The sequence below is a fragment of the Acuticoccus sp. genome (assembly GCF_965213555.1).
Taxonomy (GTDB): Bacteria; Pseudomonadota; Alphaproteobacteria; order Rhizobiales; family Amorphaceae; genus Acuticoccus.
Genome location: NZ_OZ243890.1, coordinates 1551985 through 1567000 on the forward strand (window position 1 = coordinate 1551985; position 15016 = coordinate 1567000).

The 15016-nt window shown below is 72.0% G+C and carries 13 protein-coding genes; 8 read left to right on the forward strand and 5 right to left on the reverse strand.

What is annotated here, in order from left to right; translation table 11 throughout:
- Window positions 1-12 precede the first annotated feature (12 nt).
- Both ACOOE8_RS07505 and ACOOE8_RS07510 read left to right on the forward strand, forming a co-directional pair.
- Window positions 13-750, forward strand: a complete 738-nt coding sequence (locus ACOOE8_RS07505; protein ID WP_420394205.1) for an IS5 family transposase — start codon at window positions 13-15, stop codon at window positions 748-750.
- A 208-nt stretch (window positions 751-958) separates the two neighbouring features.
- The gene (locus ACOOE8_RS07510) at window positions 959-1822 is read left to right on the forward strand and encodes an isocitrate lyase/PEP mutase family protein (protein ID WP_420394206.1); all 864 of its coding nucleotides are present in this window, start codon (window positions 959-961) and stop codon (window positions 1820-1822) included.
- 69 nt (window positions 1823-1891) lie between these two features.
- On the opposite strand, the gene ACOOE8_RS07515 is transcribed toward ACOOE8_RS07510, so the two are convergent.
- Entirely contained in the window at window positions 1892-2635 is a 744-nt protein-coding gene (locus tag ACOOE8_RS07515; protein WP_420394207.1) for a methyltransferase domain-containing protein, read from the reverse strand.
- Entirely contained in the window at window positions 2623-4578 is a 1956-nt protein-coding gene (locus tag ACOOE8_RS07520) for a thioredoxin domain-containing protein (RefSeq protein WP_420394208.1), read from the reverse strand. Before ACOOE8_RS07520 ends, ACOOE8_RS07515 begins: the two co-directional genes overlap by 13 nt.
- A 35-nt stretch (window positions 4579-4613) precedes the next feature.
- Between ACOOE8_RS07520 and mnmE the strand changes: the two genes are divergently transcribed.
- The 5 genes from mnmE to ACOOE8_RS07545 all read left to right on the forward strand — a co-directional run bounded on the left by mnmE (window position 4614) and on the right by ACOOE8_RS07545 (window position 10026).
- The gene (gene mnmE, locus ACOOE8_RS07525) at window positions 4614-5888 is read left to right on the forward strand and encodes a tRNA uridine-5-carboxymethylaminomethyl(34) synthesis GTPase MnmE (protein ID WP_420394209.1); all 1275 of its coding nucleotides are present in this window, start codon (window positions 4614-4616) and stop codon (window positions 5886-5888) included.
- Between the two features lie 8 nt (window positions 5889-5896).
- Entirely contained in the window at window positions 5897-7744 is a 1848-nt protein-coding gene (gene mnmG, locus ACOOE8_RS07530; RefSeq protein WP_420394210.1) for a tRNA uridine-5-carboxymethylaminomethyl(34) synthesis enzyme MnmG, read from the forward strand.
- An 82-nt stretch (window positions 7745-7826) separates the two neighbouring features.
- Window positions 7827-8357 (forward strand): 16S rRNA (guanine(527)-N(7))-methyltransferase RsmG, encoded by a 531-nt coding sequence (locus tag ACOOE8_RS07535; RefSeq protein ID WP_420394211.1) that lies wholly within the window; start codon window positions 7827-7829, stop codon window positions 8355-8357.
- Complete coding sequence (locus ACOOE8_RS07540; protein WP_420394212.1) at window positions 8354-9160, forward strand: ParA family protein; 807 nt, start codon at window positions 8354-8356, stop codon at window positions 9158-9160. The genes ACOOE8_RS07535 and ACOOE8_RS07540 overlap by 4 nt, the downstream gene beginning before the upstream one ends.
- Window positions 9160-10026: a ParB/RepB/Spo0J family partition protein gene (locus ACOOE8_RS07545; protein ID WP_420394213.1), complete on the forward strand. Its 867-nt coding sequence runs from the start codon at window positions 9160-9162 to the stop codon at window positions 10024-10026. The genes ACOOE8_RS07540 and ACOOE8_RS07545 overlap by 1 nt, the downstream gene beginning before the upstream one ends.
- Before the next feature lie 110 nt (window positions 10027-10136).
- Here the strand turns inward: ACOOE8_RS07545 and holA are convergent, their stop codons facing one another.
- From holA to leuS, 3 genes are read right to left on the reverse strand one after another with little or no spacing between them, the layout of a single operon-like run.
- Window positions 10137-11153, reverse strand: coding sequence for a DNA polymerase III subunit delta (gene holA, locus ACOOE8_RS07550; RefSeq protein WP_420394657.1), 1017 nt, complete (start codon window positions 11151-11153; stop codon window positions 10137-10139).
- Between the two features lie 5 nt (window positions 11154-11158).
- The gene (gene lptE / locus ACOOE8_RS07555; protein WP_420394214.1) at window positions 11159-11677 is read right to left on the reverse strand and encodes an LPS assembly lipoprotein LptE; all 519 of its coding nucleotides are present in this window, start codon (window positions 11675-11677) and stop codon (window positions 11159-11161) included.
- Window positions 11664-14234 (reverse strand): leucine--tRNA ligase, encoded by a 2571-nt coding sequence (gene leuS, locus ACOOE8_RS07560; RefSeq protein WP_420394215.1) that lies wholly within the window; start codon window positions 14232-14234, stop codon window positions 11664-11666. Before leuS ends, lptE begins: the two co-directional genes overlap by 14 nt.
- Before the next feature lie 64 nt (window positions 14235-14298).
- On the opposite strand from leuS, the gene ACOOE8_RS07565 reads away from it, so the two are divergent.
- Entirely contained in the window at window positions 14299-14982 is a 684-nt protein-coding gene (locus tag ACOOE8_RS07565; RefSeq protein WP_420394216.1) for a YggS family pyridoxal phosphate-dependent enzyme, read from the forward strand.
- Window positions 14983-15016: the final 34 nt, after the last annotated feature.

The window sequence follows — 15016 nt, forward strand, 5'->3', positions numbered from 1 at the left end:
CGGAGGGCGGTCATGACGGACGAGTTCTGGCTCAGCGACAGGCAGTGGACGGCCATCGAGCCGCACCTGCCGAAGAACCAGCCCGGGGCGCGGCGGCTCGATGATCGCCGCGTCATCTCGGGCATCATCCATGTTCTGGAATCGGGTTGCCGTTGGCGCGACGTGCCGGCTGTCTACGGCCCGCCGAAAACGATCTACAACCGCTGGCACCGCTGGTCGCAGCGCCGCTTCTGGCAGGGCCTGTTCGAGGCGCTGCGCGAAGTCAGCCCCCGACGACGCCCATCGGAACGACTGCACGACCGCCAAGGCACATCGCTCCTCTGCCGGCGGAAAAGGCGGGCGGATCGCCAGGATATCCCCCGATCGCGCGGCGGTCGCTGCCCCAAGATCCACCTACTGACGGACGGGCCGGGTCGCGACCTGTCGCGTTCCAGATCACGCCCGGCCAGCTTGGCGACGGCGGGCGGCGCTGCCTCTCCTCGCCCAGGTTCCGCCCGGTCGCATGTACCTCGCCGACACCGCGTACGATGCCAACGGCTTGCAACAATTCCTCGCCGAGAGAGGGACGTTGCCTGTCATCCCAAACAACCCAACCCGCAAGCGGCCGCACCCCTTCGACAAGCGGCTCTATTGAAATCGCGACCGCATCGAACGCACCATCGGCCATCTCAAGGACTGGCGGCGCATCGCGACGCGTTACGACCGCCTTGTCCGCAACATACCGCTCCACCGTTGCCCTCGCACTCGTGAACCGATGGTGGTGCTGATTGAGTCCGGAGCCTAGGGCATTCTGGGTTCACTTAGACCCAGAGAAGATGCTCTAGCTCCTTGGTTAAGGGCGGTATTCTTGGGGTTAGGTGGTTCCGCCTAACCCCAAACCGCCCTAGGGCCTCCTCGCCGACGCCGGTCCGCGTCGTGTACGGTGCCCTTCGGCTGGATCGGCGAAGGGGGACGGACCATGCGTGAGACACGATCGCTGCGGACGCTGCTGCGGCGCGGGCATCTCGTGGTGGCCCCCGGCGTCTATGACCTGATCTCGGCGCGCATGCTGGCGCAGCACGACGTCGAGTGCGCCTACATGACCGGCTTCGGCGTGGTCGCCTCCCACCTCGGGCTGCCCGACGCGGGGCTCGCGACCTACACGGACATGGTGGAGCGCGCCCGCCTGATCGCCGGCGCGGTTGGCGCGCCGCTCATCGCCGATGCGGACACGGGGTACGGTGGCCTGCTCAACGTGCGCCATACCGTGCGAGGCTACGAGGCCGCCGGCGCCGCGGGGATGCAGATCGAAGACCAGGAGTTCCCGAAGAAGTGCGGCCACACGCCGGGCCGCCGCGTCGTGCCCGTGGAGGACATGGTGCGCAAGGTCGAGGTGGCGTCGGACAGCCGATCGAGCGCAGACTTCCTGATCGTCGCGCGAACCGACGCGCGTACCGCGCTCGGCCTCGACGAGGCGTTGCGACGGGCGGAGGCCTACGCCAAGGCGGGCGCCGATGTTCTCTTCATCGAGGCTCCAGAGAGCGAGGACGAGCTTGCCACCATCGGGAGGAGCTTTGACCTCCCCCTCATCGTCAACGTGGTTGAAGGCGGCTCGACGCCCGTCCTCACCCGGGAGCGCTATGCCGAACTTGGCTTCCAGCTCGCGATCTTCCCGGCGGCGGGCTTCCTCGCCACGGCCGCAGCGCTCGACGCGGTCTACGGGGCGCTCGCCCGCACCGGGGTTGCGGCCGAGGCGAACGTCCCGCTGCACGACTTCAGGGCGTTCTGCTCCATCCTCGGCTTCGACGACGTGCACGACTTCGAGCGCCGCTGGGCGAGCTGAGGCCTGCACCCGCGCCTCGGTCGCAGCGGGCGCGCCCAAGGAGGCGTGAGGCGATGCGACCGCAACGCCTCAACCGGGTCGCGCGGTCAAGCAGGCGATGTCGGTTTGGGAGCCTGGGAGGCCGCGGGCGAACGAGAGCTCGCCTACGGCGAGCCGTGCGGCGCGCATCTCGCCGAGCACGTCCCACAGCGTGCCGTGGCCCTCGGCGTCGACGGTCTGGCCCAGGCAGCGGTTCCAAAGGACCTCGCAGCCGGGTTCGAGGTCAAGCGTCAGGACGAGGGCGCCCTCGAACGAGAGCGCCCTGCGCAATCGCGGCCACAGCGCGCGTCGCTGGGTCGCCGGCATGTGCTCGACGACGCTCACCGACACGAAGCAGCCGACGCTGCCGGGCGACAGCTCGAGCTGCGTCATGTCCGTGCGGCGCGAGGCGATGCGCGGGTCGATGACGCCGTAGTCCAGGGAGCCCCACTCGGACCATGCGTGACGGTCGTCGGGGTCGCGGATGATCGGGCTGTTGTCCACCGTCAGCACCTCGCGCCCGCGCTCGGCGAGCGCGAAGGGTAGCGGCGAGAGCCCGGCGCCGAGGTCGATCACCAGCCCCGAGGTCGCCAGCGCGCGTTCCAGGACGACGGGGTACTCCCAGGCTCGAGGCGCGTGATCGGTGAAGAAGCCCAGCGTGCGCATGGACAGCTCGACCAGGTAGTCGAGGGCGAACGGGTTCGGCACGAGGGCGCGGTAGGCGGCCACGTGGACGTGCGGGCACCCTGGCCGCGACGGCGCTGCGACGAACGCCCTGGGCGTCAGGTCCGCCACAACGCCTCCATGAGTTCGCCCTCGTCGGCGAGGGGCATGGAGCAGACGCCGGCGCGGCACACGATGGCCCGTCCGGGCGGCGGGCCGGCGGCCGGGTGATCCTCGGGCGGCTGGCCGAGGGCGATGGCCGCCGGGTGCCCGGACCGGGCCGTAACCTGTGCGAGGTCCCCCGTCACGGTGGCGAGGCGCTGCAGCTGGTCCATGCCGCTGAACAACGAGGCGCAGGAGAAGACGTTGGCCGCCGCCGCCCGCGCGTGGGCCGCGAGGACCCTCCGCGCGGCGGCCTCGTACGCGTTGTCGCCGGTCAGCGCCCAAAGCGTTGCAAGGTTCTTCACCATGACGCCGTTGGCGTTCGGCACCGCCTCGTCGGTCGGAGACTGTGGCCGCATGACGAGGCCTGGGGCGTCGTCGGCCGTCCAGGCGTAGCCGCCGCTGGGAAGCGCATAGTGCCGCTCCATGACCGCGGTCCAGCGCGCCGCGTCGGCCACCCACGGCGCCGCCTCGCCCGGCATGGCGGACGCCAGGGTCAGCGCGGCGTGGATCATCGCCGCGTGGTCGAGCGCGAAGCCCTGGCCGAGGCGCCGGTTGCCGCGGACCGCATGGATGAGCCGGTCGCCCTCGCCGAAGGTGTCGCACGCCGTGGCGTAGGCGTCCCTCGCCCGCGCCAGCCAGTTGGCGCGACCCAGCGCGGCCCCGGAGCGCGCGAGCGCTGCGATGGCGAGCCCGTTCCAGTCGGCCAGGAGCTTGTCGTCCCGCGCCGGTCGCACCCGGTGCTCCCGCGCCTCCAACAGTCGAACGCGCGCGTCGGCGAGAAAGCGCTCGGTGCCCTCGTCGGCGAGGCCGGTCTCAGCCGACCGTGCGAGGACGTTCGTGCCCTCCCAGTTGCCCTCCTCGGTGACGTCGTAGTGCGACGCGAAGCGGTCGGCGTCCGCGCCGAGGACGTCGCGGACCTGGTCGAGGGACCACACGTAGTACCGGCCCTCCTCGCCCTCGGAGTCGGCGTCGAGGCTCGCGGCATAAAGCCCCGCGATCGCCATCTCGCGGTCGAGCCAGCCGATGGTCTCCTCGACGCGCGCGGCGAACAGCGGATCGCGGGTGACGCACCAGGCGTCCGCCAGCAGCGCGAGGAGCTGGGCGTTGTCGTAGAGCATCTTCTCGAAGTGCGGCACGAGCCAGCGCTCGTCGACGCTGTAGCGCGCGAACCCGCCGCCGAGGTGATCGGTGATCCCCCCCATGGCGATGCGGTTCAGCGCGTGGACCACCGCATCGCGGTGCGGTGCGTCGCCGGAGCGGGCGTACCCGCGCCACATCAGCTCGAACATCGGCACGTTGGGGAACTTCGGTGCGCCGCGTGTTCCGCCGTGCACCGGGTCCATCAGCCCCAAGAGCTGCGCCGCCGCCTTGTCCGGCGCGTCGCCCGGCAGCTCGCCGGGGGCCTCGGACACCGCGATCCGGTCGAGCAGGGCCGCCACGTTGCCGCGCACCATGTCGGCCTTGTCGCGGTGGGCATCGGCGACGGTTTTCAGCACGTCGACGAACCGCGCGCGGCCGAAGCGCGCCTCCTTGGGGAAGTACGTCCCGCCGAAGAACGGTTCGCCGGCTGGCGTGAGGAACATGGTAAGCGGCCAGCCGCCCTGCTCGCCGGTCGCGTGCAGCGCCGCCATGTAGAGCTGGTCGATGTCCGGGCGCTCCTCGCGATCGACCTTGATGTTCACGAAGCGCGCGTTCATCACCTGTGCCGTGGCCTCGTCCTCAAAGCTCTCGTGCGCCATCACGTGGCACCAGTGACAGGCGGCGTAGCCCACCGACAGGAGGATCGGCTTGCCCGTCCGCTGCGCCTCACGGAGCGCGTCGTCGCCCCAGGGCCACCAGTCCACGGGGTTGTGCGCGTGTTGCAGGAGGTAGGGGCTGGCCTCGTCCGCCAGCCTGTTGCGGTGGGGCATCGACAGGGTTCCTGATGGATCTCGAAGGGACAATTGTGGCGCTGTCCTCCGGACGGCCACCCAGCGCCATCGCCGTGGTGCGCGTGAGCGGGCCTCGTGCCTTCGCCGTCGCCGACGCGTTCGGCGCCCACGGGCTGCCGCCGCGGCGTGCGGTCCTGCGGTCGCTCGCGTCGCCGGTGGACGGGGCCGCCGTCGACAAGGCGCTGTGCCTCGCGTTTCCCGCGCCGGCGAGCGCCACCGGGGAGGACGTCGTCGAGCTGCACTGCCATGGAGGGCCCGCGGTGGTCGAGCGCGTGCTCGCCGACGCCGTGAGCCTTCCGGGCATCCGCCTCGCGGAGCCGGGCGAGTTCACCCTGCGCGCCGTGCTCTCGGGCCGGATGGGGCTCGTCGAGGCCGAGGCGCTCGCCGAGCTCATCGCCGCGCGCTCCGAGGCGGAGCGACGCCGCGCCGTGCGGCTCGCCGAGGGCGCGCTGTCGCAGCGCGCGCAAGCCTGGCGCGACACGCTGGTCGCGCTGTCCGCCGAGGCGGAGGCGCGCATCGACTTCGCCGACGAGGGTGACGTGCCGCAGGACGCGTGCGGCCTGAGCCAGCGCTGCACCGCGCTCGCGGACGATGTCGAGGCCGCGCTCCGACAAAGCCGCGACGCGGGCAAGCTCACCGACGGCTTCCGCATCGTGCTCGTCGGCCCGCCGAACGCTGGCAAGTCGAGCCTGCTCAACGCCCTTGCCGGACGCGACGCCGCCATCGTCGCGGACGAAGCCGGGACGACGCGCGACGTCGTGACGGCGGAGGTCGAGCTGGGTGGCTACCGCGTCACCCTGTGCGATACCGCCGGGCTGCGGACGGACGCCACGGGGGTCGAGGCCATCGGCATCGGGCGCACCCGTCGCGAGGCCGCCACCGCCGACCTCGTCGTCGCCGTGCGCAGCCCCGACACCAACCCCGTCGCGGTGGACCCTGGCGCCGTCCTCGTCTGGCACAAGGCCGACCTTGCGCCGCCCCCTGACGCCGCGCACTGCGCGACCTCGCTCGCCGAGCCGCTATCCATCGCCCGCCTGTCGCAGCGGCTGACGGCGCTGGTGCGCGAGGGGATGCAAGGGTCCGAGGCGGCCATCGTCACAAGGTCGCGACAGCGTTCCGCCCTCGTCGGCATGGTGGACAACCTACGGGCCGCCGCCGGCGAGCTGCCTTTGGAGCTCGTCGCCGAGGCGCTGCGCTTGGCCCGCCACGACCTCTCACGTATGACCGGGGAGATCGGCATCGAGGACGTGCTGGACGACGTGTTCGGCAGGTTCTGCATCGGTAAGTGAGGTTTCACGTGAAACACGACGTCGTCGTCGTGGGCGCGGGGCACGCCGGATGCGAGGCTGCGGCGGCTGCCGCGCGCGTGGGAGCGCGTACCGCGCTCGTCACGCTCGACGCGGCGGCGGTGGGGCGGCTGTCGTGCAACCCGGCGGTGGGCGGCATCGGCAAGGGGCACCTCGTGCGTGAGGTGGACGCGCTCGATGGCCTGATCGGGCGCGTCAGCGATGCTGCGGGGATCCACTTCCGGCTGCTTAACCGCAGCCGCGGGCCGGCGGTGCGGGGGCCGAGGGCCCAGGTCGACCGCGAGCTTTATCCGAGGCGCATGGCGGAGGCGCTCGCGGCGCATCCTGCGCTCGTGGTGGTGCAGGGCGAGGTCGCCGACCTCGCGGTGGTTGGCGGATCGGTGGTCGGCGTGCGGCTCACCGATGGCCGCGAGCTCCGGGCGGCCGCGGTGGTGCTCACCACGGGGACGTTCCTCGGCGCCGTCATCCACCTCGGCGACATGCGATGGGCCGCGGGACGTCTGGGCGAGGCGGCGTCCTCGGCGCTCGCGGCGCGGCTTCGAGGGATGGCGCTCCCCATGGCGCGGCTGAAGACCGGGACGCCACCGCGCCTCCTCGCGCGGACGCTCGACCTTGCGGCGCTGGAGGACCAGCCCGGCGACCCCGAGCCCACCATGCTGTCGGCGATGAGCGCTGCGCCGACCCTGCCCCAGCGGCCCTGCCACGTCAGCGCGACGACGCCCGCGACCCATGAGCTCGTCCGTGCGAACCTGTCCCGGTCGGCGCTGTTCGGCGGCGCCATCACCGGCGTTGGGCCGCGCTACTGCCCCTCCATCGAGGACAAGGTGGTGCGGTTCGCGGATCGGACGTCGCACCGGGTCTTCCTGGAGCCCGAGGGGCTCGCGAGCGACAGGATCTACCCGAACGGGATCTCGACCTCGCTGCCGCAGGACGTGCAGCTCGCGATGGTGCGCACCCTGGCAGGATGCGCACGAGCCGAGATCGCGCAGCCGGGCTACGCCATCGAGTATGACGCCATCGACGCCCGCGCCTTGGAACCCACGTTAGAGCTCAAGCGGCTGCCCGGCCTGTTCCTCGCCGGGCAGATCAACGGCACGACGGGGTACGAGGAGGCCGCGGCGCAGGGCGTCCTCGCAGGGCTCAACGCCGCACGGCGGGCGGGTGGCGCGACGCCCGCCACCATGGACCGCGGGACGTCCTACATCGGCGTCCTCGTCGACGACCTCGTCACCAACGGCGCCGACGAGCCCTACCGCATGTTCACCTCGCGCGCGGAGAACCGTTTGGCGCTGCGGGCCGACAACGCGATGGAGCGGCTGACCCCGTGGGGCGAAGCGCAAGGGCTCGTGGGGTCCGCCCGCAGCGCTCGCCACGCCGCACGCGTCGAGGCGCGACGGGCGGCCTCGGAGGCGCTGTCGGCGCTCACGGTAACGCCGCAGGAGGCAGCAACGCACGGCGTGCCGATGAACCGCGACGGGCGGCGGCGCGACGGCTTCGACCTCCTCGCCCATCCGGGCGGCGGATGGCGGGTGGTCGACCGTTTCCTGCCGCGGCTCGCCGACACGCCGAGGGACGTGCGCGACGCGCTGGAGGCCGACGCGCTCTACCGCAGCTACGCCGACCGTCATCGCGTTGCGGCGGACCAGACGCGGGCCGCCGATGCGCTCGCGATCCCGACCGCGCTCGCCGAGCGGGCGATCCCCGGGCTCTCCGCCGAGCTCACCGCCAAGCTGCGCGCGCGTCGCCCGAGGACGCTCGGGGAGGCGCGGCGCATCTCCGGCATGACGCCGGCCGGCCTCGCGCTGATCGCAGCGCACGCCCGTCGTGCCGGCTCCTGAAGCGACGGACGTCGAGGACGCGGCCCGCGAGGAGGTCCGGTGCCTCGTGGCGCCATCGACCTTTGACGCAATTGAAAGGTTTTTGGACGCAGTTGCGCACTGGAGCCGCGTTACCAACCTCGTCAGCGCCGAGGATCGGGGGCGACTCTGGGAGCGGCACGTCCGGGACAGCCTACGGCTCGTCCCGCTCGCCGAGGGTGCGGGGCCCGTCTGGGTGGACCTCGGCTCGGGGGGCGGCTTCCCCGGGATGATCGTCGCGCTGGCACGCGAGGGGGCGATGACGATGGTCGAGGTGAACCGGAAGAAGGCGGCGTTCCTCGTCCAGGCGGCTGCCACGTGCGGCGCCAGGGTCGCGGTGCGGGCCGAGCGCATCGAGGCGTCGGCGCCGTTCGAGGCGGACGTGGTCTCCGCCCGCGCGCTCGCACCGCTGCCGCGCCTCCTGCCGCTGGCATCGCGCTTCTTCGGCCCGCACACCCGCGGGCTGTTCCCCAAGGGGCAGGAGGCCGAGGCCGAGGTTGCGGCGGCCCAGAGCGTCCACGCGTTCGCTGCAAGGCTCCACCTCGGCGCCGAGGGTCCCGTCGTCGAGGTGACCGACCTCCGGTCACAGCCATGACGCTGCCACCGCGACCCAGGGTCATCGCGGTCGCCAACCAAAAGGGCGGCGTCGGCAAGACGACCACGGCGATCAACTTGTCGACGGCGTTGGCGGCCACCGGGCACGCGACGCTCCTCGTGGACCTCGATCCCCAGGGCAACGCCTCCACCGGGCTCGGCATCGACCCCGCGGCGCGGCGCCTCACCACCTACGACGTCATGACGCGCACCGCCTCGCTCGCCGAGTCGGTCCACGCCACCGAGGTGCCCGAGCTGACGCTGGCTCCGGCGACCATGGACCTGTTGTCCATCGACATCGAGCTCTCGGCGGCCTCGGACAGGGCGCTGCGGCTGCGCCAGGCCATCGCCGCCTACGGCGCCGAACCGGCGGCGCCGGACTACGTGGTCGTCGACTGTCCGCCCTCGCTCACCATGCTCACGGTGAACGCGCTCGCGGCGGCGCACGCGGTGCTCGCACCGCTGCAGTGCGAGTTCTTCGCCATGGAGGGGCTGTCCCAGCTCCTCACGACCATCGCCGAGGTGCGGGCCGGGGTGAACCCCGACCTCGTCATCCACGGCATCGTCCTCACCATGGTCGACGCCCGCAACAACCTGTCGAACCAGGTGGAGGCGGACGTGCGCTCCACCATGGGCGAGCTCGTCTACGATACGGTCATCCCTCGCAACGTGAGGTTGTCAGAGGCGCCGTCCCATGGCAAGCCGGCGCTGCTCTACGACCTCAAGTGCGCCGGGAGCCAAGCCTACCTGAGGCTGGTGTCGGAGCTGATGGACAGGGAACACCGCATGCTGGGGGCCGCCTGATGGAGGACACCAAGAAGCGCCTCGGCCGCGGCTTGTCCGCCCTGCTGGGCGACATGCCGCCTCCCGGTGCCGCGCCCACCGCCCCGACGGCGGAGGGCCGTGCGCCGAGCCGCGTCCCCATCGCCTCGCTCCGGCGAAGCCGGCAGAACCCTCGCGCGGCGTTCCACGACGACGCGCTCGACGAGCTTACCCAGTCCATTCGGGACCGCGGCATCGTCCAGCCGCTCCTGGTGCGGCCGTCGGGCGACGGCTACGAGATCATCGCCGGAGAGCGGCGCTGGCGCGCGGCGCAGCGGGCGGGTCTTCATGAGGTGCCGGTGGTCGTCCGCGACGTGACGGACGGCGAGGCGCTGGAGCTCGCCATCATCGAGAACGTGCAGCGGGCGGACCTCAACCCGGTCGAGGAGGCCGCCGGCTACCAGCGGCTGATGGCCGAGTTCGGTCACCGCCAGGAGGACCTCGCCAAGATCATCGGCAAGAGCCGCAGCCACGTGGCGAACACGCTGCGCCTGTTGTCGCTGCCGCCGTCGATCCGCGCGAGCGTCGCCGACGGCAGCCTCACGGCGGGTCACGCGCGCGCGCTGATCGGGCGGGCGGACGCCGAGGCGCTCGCCGACGAGGTCATGCGCCGCGGCCTGTCGGTGCGGGCCACCGAGGCGCTGGTGGCACACCGTGAGCGGCCGGTGGAGGCCGCGCCGCGCGTCGTCGACGATGCGGACACCAGGGCCCTTGTCCGCCGCCTGTCGGCGCGGCTCGGCCTCGCGGTCAGCCTGTCGCACCGGGCCGACGAGGGCGGCACGCTGACGATCCGCTACACCACGCTCGACCAGCTCGACGCCGTCTGCCGCATGCTCGGCGAGGGCTGATCCCCGCCTCAGAGCATTCTGGGTCTCCTCAGACCCGGATAAGATGCTCTAGCTGCTTGGTTAAGAGCGGTCTTTTTGGGATTAGATGGTTCCACTAACCTCAAACCGCTCTAGCGGCGCCCTGCCTCCGAAGCGATGCGCAAGAGGACGTCGCGGGCGGTCGCCGCAGCAAGGTGCGGCATCACCCGCGTCGCGAAGGTCGCCGCGGCGATCGCCTCGGACGCCGCGCGGAGCCTGTCCGGGGACCAGCGTTCCACGGCGCGTGCGGCGGCCGCTCGGCTCGCCCCGTAGAGCGGTGGGCGGACGTCCTCGACGGCGCGGCCCGGGGCCGTGCCCCGCGCGACGTCGGCGGCGGCAAGCTCCAGCGCGTGGGCGACCCTCTGGGCGGCGATCAGCACCGTGACCGCCGCCGAGTCCTGCTGGAGCACCCGCGACAGGACCCGGTCGAGCGCGCGCCGCTCGCCGAGGAAGGCGGCGTCCACCGCCTCGCTCACCTGGCTGACGGCGACGTCGCCGACCACCGCGTCGACGTCCCCCACCGTCAGCATGTCACCGCTCGCTGCATGAAGGCAGGCCTTGACCACCTCGGCGCGCGAGGCGGCGCGGTCGGCACCGAGCCGACCCCTGAGCACCGCCCGGGCCTCGGCATCGACGGCGAGCCCGAAGCTCGCCGCCACGTCGTCGATCATGCGGTCGAGGTCGCGTTCGCCATCGGCGGGGCAGTGCACGGCCACCGCCTCCCGGTGCGCCTCCACGTCCCTGCGCAGGCCGACACCGCGCTTGAGCTCCCCCGCCTCGACGACGACCACCGCCTCCGTAGGCGGCGTGGCGAGAAGCGGCGCCACGGCGGGGACGAGGTTGCGCCCCCCGGCATCGCGCACGAGCACGAGGCGCCGGCCGCCGAACATGGAGATCGTGTGCGCCTCGTCGACCAGCCGCGCGGGGTCGGCGGCGACCGTCGCCGCGTCGAGCTTGGTGACGGCGAACGGGTCGTCGCTGGCGTCGAACAGCGCAACGATGGCATCGGATACCTCGGTGACGAGCCCGCGGTCGGGCCCGAACACGAGGACGAGCGGCGGCAGCCGCTCCGCCTCGGTGAAGCGACGGCCGACCTCAGCCGCGCGCATGACGCTCACGTGTCGGACCGCCTCGCCGCGAAGTAGGCCGCGACGCGCGCCGAGATGTTCTCCGCCATCGCCCTGGCCGCACGCTCCTCCGCATCCTTCTCCGCGCGCACGTTGGCGAAGCGCTGGGAGGAGAAGTCGTAGGACGCGCTCGTCGTCGACGACCCGGTGAGGAGGGTGCGCTCGCTCGCGACCTCCGACAGGATGAAGGTGGCGTTGAGGGTGACGAGGACCGCCGCCGGCAGGTCCTCCTCGAGCTCCACGGCGAGCGGATCGTTGGAGGCGTCGGCGAGGATGCGCAGCCGGTAGAGCTCCTCCGCGGGATCACCGCCGTCGCCGCGGAACAGGAACTTCAACTCGTTGGTGAGCACCTGCTCGGTGCGGTCGCGTGGCGGGTCGACGACGATGGCCCGAAGGTCCGGCAGCGGCGACAGGGGCCCGGACGTCGCCGTGCCCTGGTACAGCGGCCGCACCTGGCACGCGGCGAGTGCAAGGACCGCCGCCAGCCCGAGGCTACGCCACCACATTGACGATCCGCTGGGGCACGACGATCACCTTGCGCGGCGGCCCGTCGAGGAAGCGCTGCACGTCGTCGAGGGCGAGCACCATGCGCTCGATCTCGCCGGCCGCGGCATCCTTGGCGACGGTGATCTCCGCCCGCTTGCGGCCGTTGACCTGCACCGGCAGGGTGACGGTGTCCTCCACGAGGAGCGCCTCGTCCACCTCCGGCCAGGGGGCAACGGCGACGAAGCCCTCGCCGCCGATCGCCCGCCAGCACTCCTCGGCAAGGTGCGGCATCATCGGCGCGAGGGCGCGGACCATCGCCTCGACGCCCTCGCGGATGGCGGGGCCTGGGGTCGCCTCGTCGGCGAGCGCGCGCTGCAGCACGTTCGTCCACTCGTAGAGCCGGGCGACGGCACGGTTGAAGCCGAGCGCCTCGATGTCGCCCGCGATGTCGCGCACCGCGCGATGGGTCGCCTTGCGCAGCGCGAGCCCGTCGCCCTCGCCGGGCTCCTCCATGCGCGCGGCGGCCTCCAAGGTCAGCCGCCACACGCGCTGCACGAAGCGGTGCGCGGCCTCAACGCCGGCGTCGGTCCACTCGATGTCGCGCTCCGGCGGCGTGTCGGACAGCATGAACCAGCGCGCCGTGTCCGCGCCGTAGCTCGCGATGATGGTGTCGGGGTCGACGACGTTCTTCTTCGACTTCGACATCGATTCGACGGCACCGACGGTGATCGGCTCGCCGGTCTGCGCGTGGGTCGCCGCACCGTCGCGCACGACCACGTCCTCGGGGAAGACCCAGGCGCCCGACGCATCGCGGTAGGTCTCGTGTGTCACCATGCCTTGGGTGAACAGCCGGGCGAAGGGCTCGGGGCGATCGCCGTAGCCCGCCTTCGCCACCGCGCGCATGAAGAAGCGCGAGTAGAGCAGGTGCAGGATCGCGTGCTCGACGCCGCCGATGTACTGGTCGACGGGCAGCCACGCCTCCATCGCGGCGCGGTCGAGGGGCGCCTCGGCGTCCGGCGCGGTGAAGCGGGCGAAGTACCAGGACGAGTCGACGAACGTGTCCATCGTGTCCGTCTCGCGCCGCGCGGACCCGCCGCATGAGGGGCACGCGACGTCCCGCCAGGTCGGGTGGCGGTCGAGCGGGTTGCCCGGCACGTCGAAGGTCACGTCGTCGGGGAGCACCACCGGCAGGTCGGCGTCGGGCACCGGAACGATGCCGCACGCCGCGCAGTGCACGACGGGGATCGGGCAGCCCCAGTAGCGTTGGCGCGAGATGCCCCAGTCGCGCAGGCGGTAGTTGATCCGCCGCTCGCCGAGCGGCGCGCCGTCCAGCATCGTCGACTCGAGGCGTCGGGCAACCTCCTCCTTCGCCGCCTCCACCGTCATTCCGTCGAGGAAGCGCGAGTTCATCATCACGCCGTCGCCGGTGTAGGCCTCCGCGCCCACGTGGAAGCCCTCGTCGGCGTCGGCGGGGCGCACCACCGGGGTGACGGGCAGCGTGTACTTGCGGGCGAACTCGAGGTCGCGCTGGTCGTGCGCCGGGCAGCCGAAGACCGCGCCCGTGCCGTACTCCATGAGGATGAAGTTGGCGACGTAGACCGGCAACGTGATCGTGTCGTCGAAGGGGTGCGCCACGCGCAAGTTGGTGAAGACGCCGCGCTTCTCCGCCTTCTCGATCTCGGCGAGGCTGGTACCCATGCGACCGCACTCGGCGATGAAGGCGGCGACGTCCTCGTTGGCCTCGGCGACCGCGCGCGCCAAGGGGTGGCCCGGCGCCAGCGCGATGAAGGAGGCGCCGAACAACGTGTCAGGCCGCGTCGTGAACACCTCCACCTCGCGGTGGTCCCCCGGTGCAGGCACCGTGAGGACGAAGCGCAGCCGCAGCCCCTCCGAGCGGCCGATCCAGTTGCGCTGCATGAGGCGCACCTTGTCCGGCCAGCGGTCGAGCTCGCCCAGCGCCTCTAGGAGGTCCTGCGCGTAGTCGGTGATCTTGAAGCACCACTCCGGCAGCTCGCGCTGCTCGACCGTGGCACCCGAGCGCCAGCCGCGCCCGTCGATGACCTGCTCGTTGGCGAGCACCGTCTTGTCGACGGGGTCCCAGTTCACCTTGCGCGTCTGCCGTGTGACCAACCCCTCGCGAAGGAAGGCGAGGAACAGGCGCTGCTGCTGGTGGTAGTAGGCGACGTCGCAGGTGGCGAACTCCCGGCTCCAGTCGAGCGACAGTCCCATGGACTTCAGCTGCGCCCGCATGGCGGCGATGTTGTCGTAGGTCCACCTCGCCGGGTGGACCTTGTTCTGCATCGCCGCGTTCTCGGCCGGCATGCCGAAGGCGTCCCAGCCCATCGGGTGCAGCACGTTGTAGCCCTTGGCCCGGCGGTAGCGCGCCACCACGTCACCCATGGTATAGTTGCGTACGTGGCCCATGTGGATGCGGCCCGAGGGGTACGGGAACATCTCGAGCACGTAGTACTTGGGGCGAGGGTCGTCGTTGCGCGTGCGGTAGAGCTCGGCCTCGTCCCAGGCGGCACGCCACTTGGCTTCGACGGCGGGCGCGTTGTAACGCTCGTGGGAACTCATCGGGCTGGACCGGCGCATGGGTGTCGCCGGACCATGGGTGAGCCGAACGTGGGGGTCAACCGGCATGAGCGTGACCGAGGAAGCCTCTGACGTCGCGACGCGGCTCGCGGCGGTGCGGCACGCGATCGACGCCGCGGTCCGGCAGGCGGGGCGCACCGATCCGGTCGAGCTCGTCGCCGTCACGAAGACGTTCGATGCCGACCACATTCGCCCCGTCCTCGAGGCGGGCCAGCGCGTCGTCGGTGAGAACCGCGTTCAGGAGGCGAAGGCGAAGTGGCCCGCCCTACGCGAGGACTTTGACGTCGAGCTCCACCTCCTCGGCCCGCTCCAGTCCAACAAGGCTAAGGATGCCGTGGCCCTGTTCGACGTCATCGAGAGCGTCGATCGCGAGAAGATCGCCGAGGCGATCGCCAAGGCCGCCGACGGGGCCGGGCGCGTGCCGCGCTGCCTCGTGCAGGTCAACGTCGGGCGTGAGGCGCAGAAGGCCGGCGCCGCGTCCGAGGAGGCCGCGGCGCTGGTGGAGCGCTGCCGAGCGCTTGGGCTTCCGGTCGAGGGGCTGATGGCGATCCCGCCCCTCGAGGAGCCGCCCGGTCCGCACTTCCAAGCGCTGGCGGCGCTGGCGGACGAGCTCGGGCTGGCGACGTCCATGGGCATGTCGGGCGACTACGCCGAGGCGATCGCCCACGGCGCACGCTGGGTCCGCGTCGGCTCGGCGATCTTCGGCGCGCGGCCGCAGGCAAGCCGCTAGGGCACTGTTTCAAAGGGGCTCCGGTCCACCGAGC

What these genes read in the sequence shown, in the direction of transcription:
- ACOOE8_RS07540 (WP_420394212.1), top strand. Translation starts at nt 8,354, where the DNA reads ATGACGCTGCCACCGCGACCCAGGGTCATCGCGGTCGCCAACCAAAAG.
- ACOOE8_RS07510 (WP_420394206.1), top strand. Translation starts at nt 959, where the DNA reads ATGCGTGAGACACGATCGCTGCGGACGCTGCTGCGGCGCGGGCATCTC.
- ACOOE8_RS07505 (WP_420394205.1), top strand. Translation starts at nt 13, where the DNA reads ATGACGGACGAGTTCTGGCTCAGCGACAGGCAGTGGACGGCCATCGAG.
- ACOOE8_RS07520 (WP_420394208.1), bottom strand. Translation starts at nt 4,578, where the DNA reads ATGCCCCACCGCAACAGGCTGGCGGACGAGGCCAGCCCCTACCTCCTG.
- lptE (WP_420394214.1), bottom strand. Translation starts at nt 11,677, where the DNA reads ATGTGGTGGCGTAGCCTCGGGCTGGCGGCGGTCCTTGCACTCGCCGCG.
- ACOOE8_RS07545 (WP_420394213.1), top strand. Translation starts at nt 9,160, where the DNA reads ATGGAGGACACCAAGAAGCGCCTCGGCCGCGGCTTGTCCGCCCTGCTG.
- holA (WP_420394657.1), bottom strand. Translation starts at nt 11,153, where the DNA reads ATGCGCGCGGCTGAGGTCGGCCGTCGCTTCACCGAGGCGGAGCGGCTG.
- leuS (WP_420394215.1), bottom strand. Translation starts at nt 14,234, where the DNA reads ATGAGTTCCCACGAGCGTTACAACGCGCCCGCCGTCGAAGCCAAGTGG.
- ACOOE8_RS07565 (WP_420394216.1), top strand. Translation starts at nt 14,299, where the DNA reads ATGAGCGTGACCGAGGAAGCCTCTGACGTCGCGACGCGGCTCGCGGCG.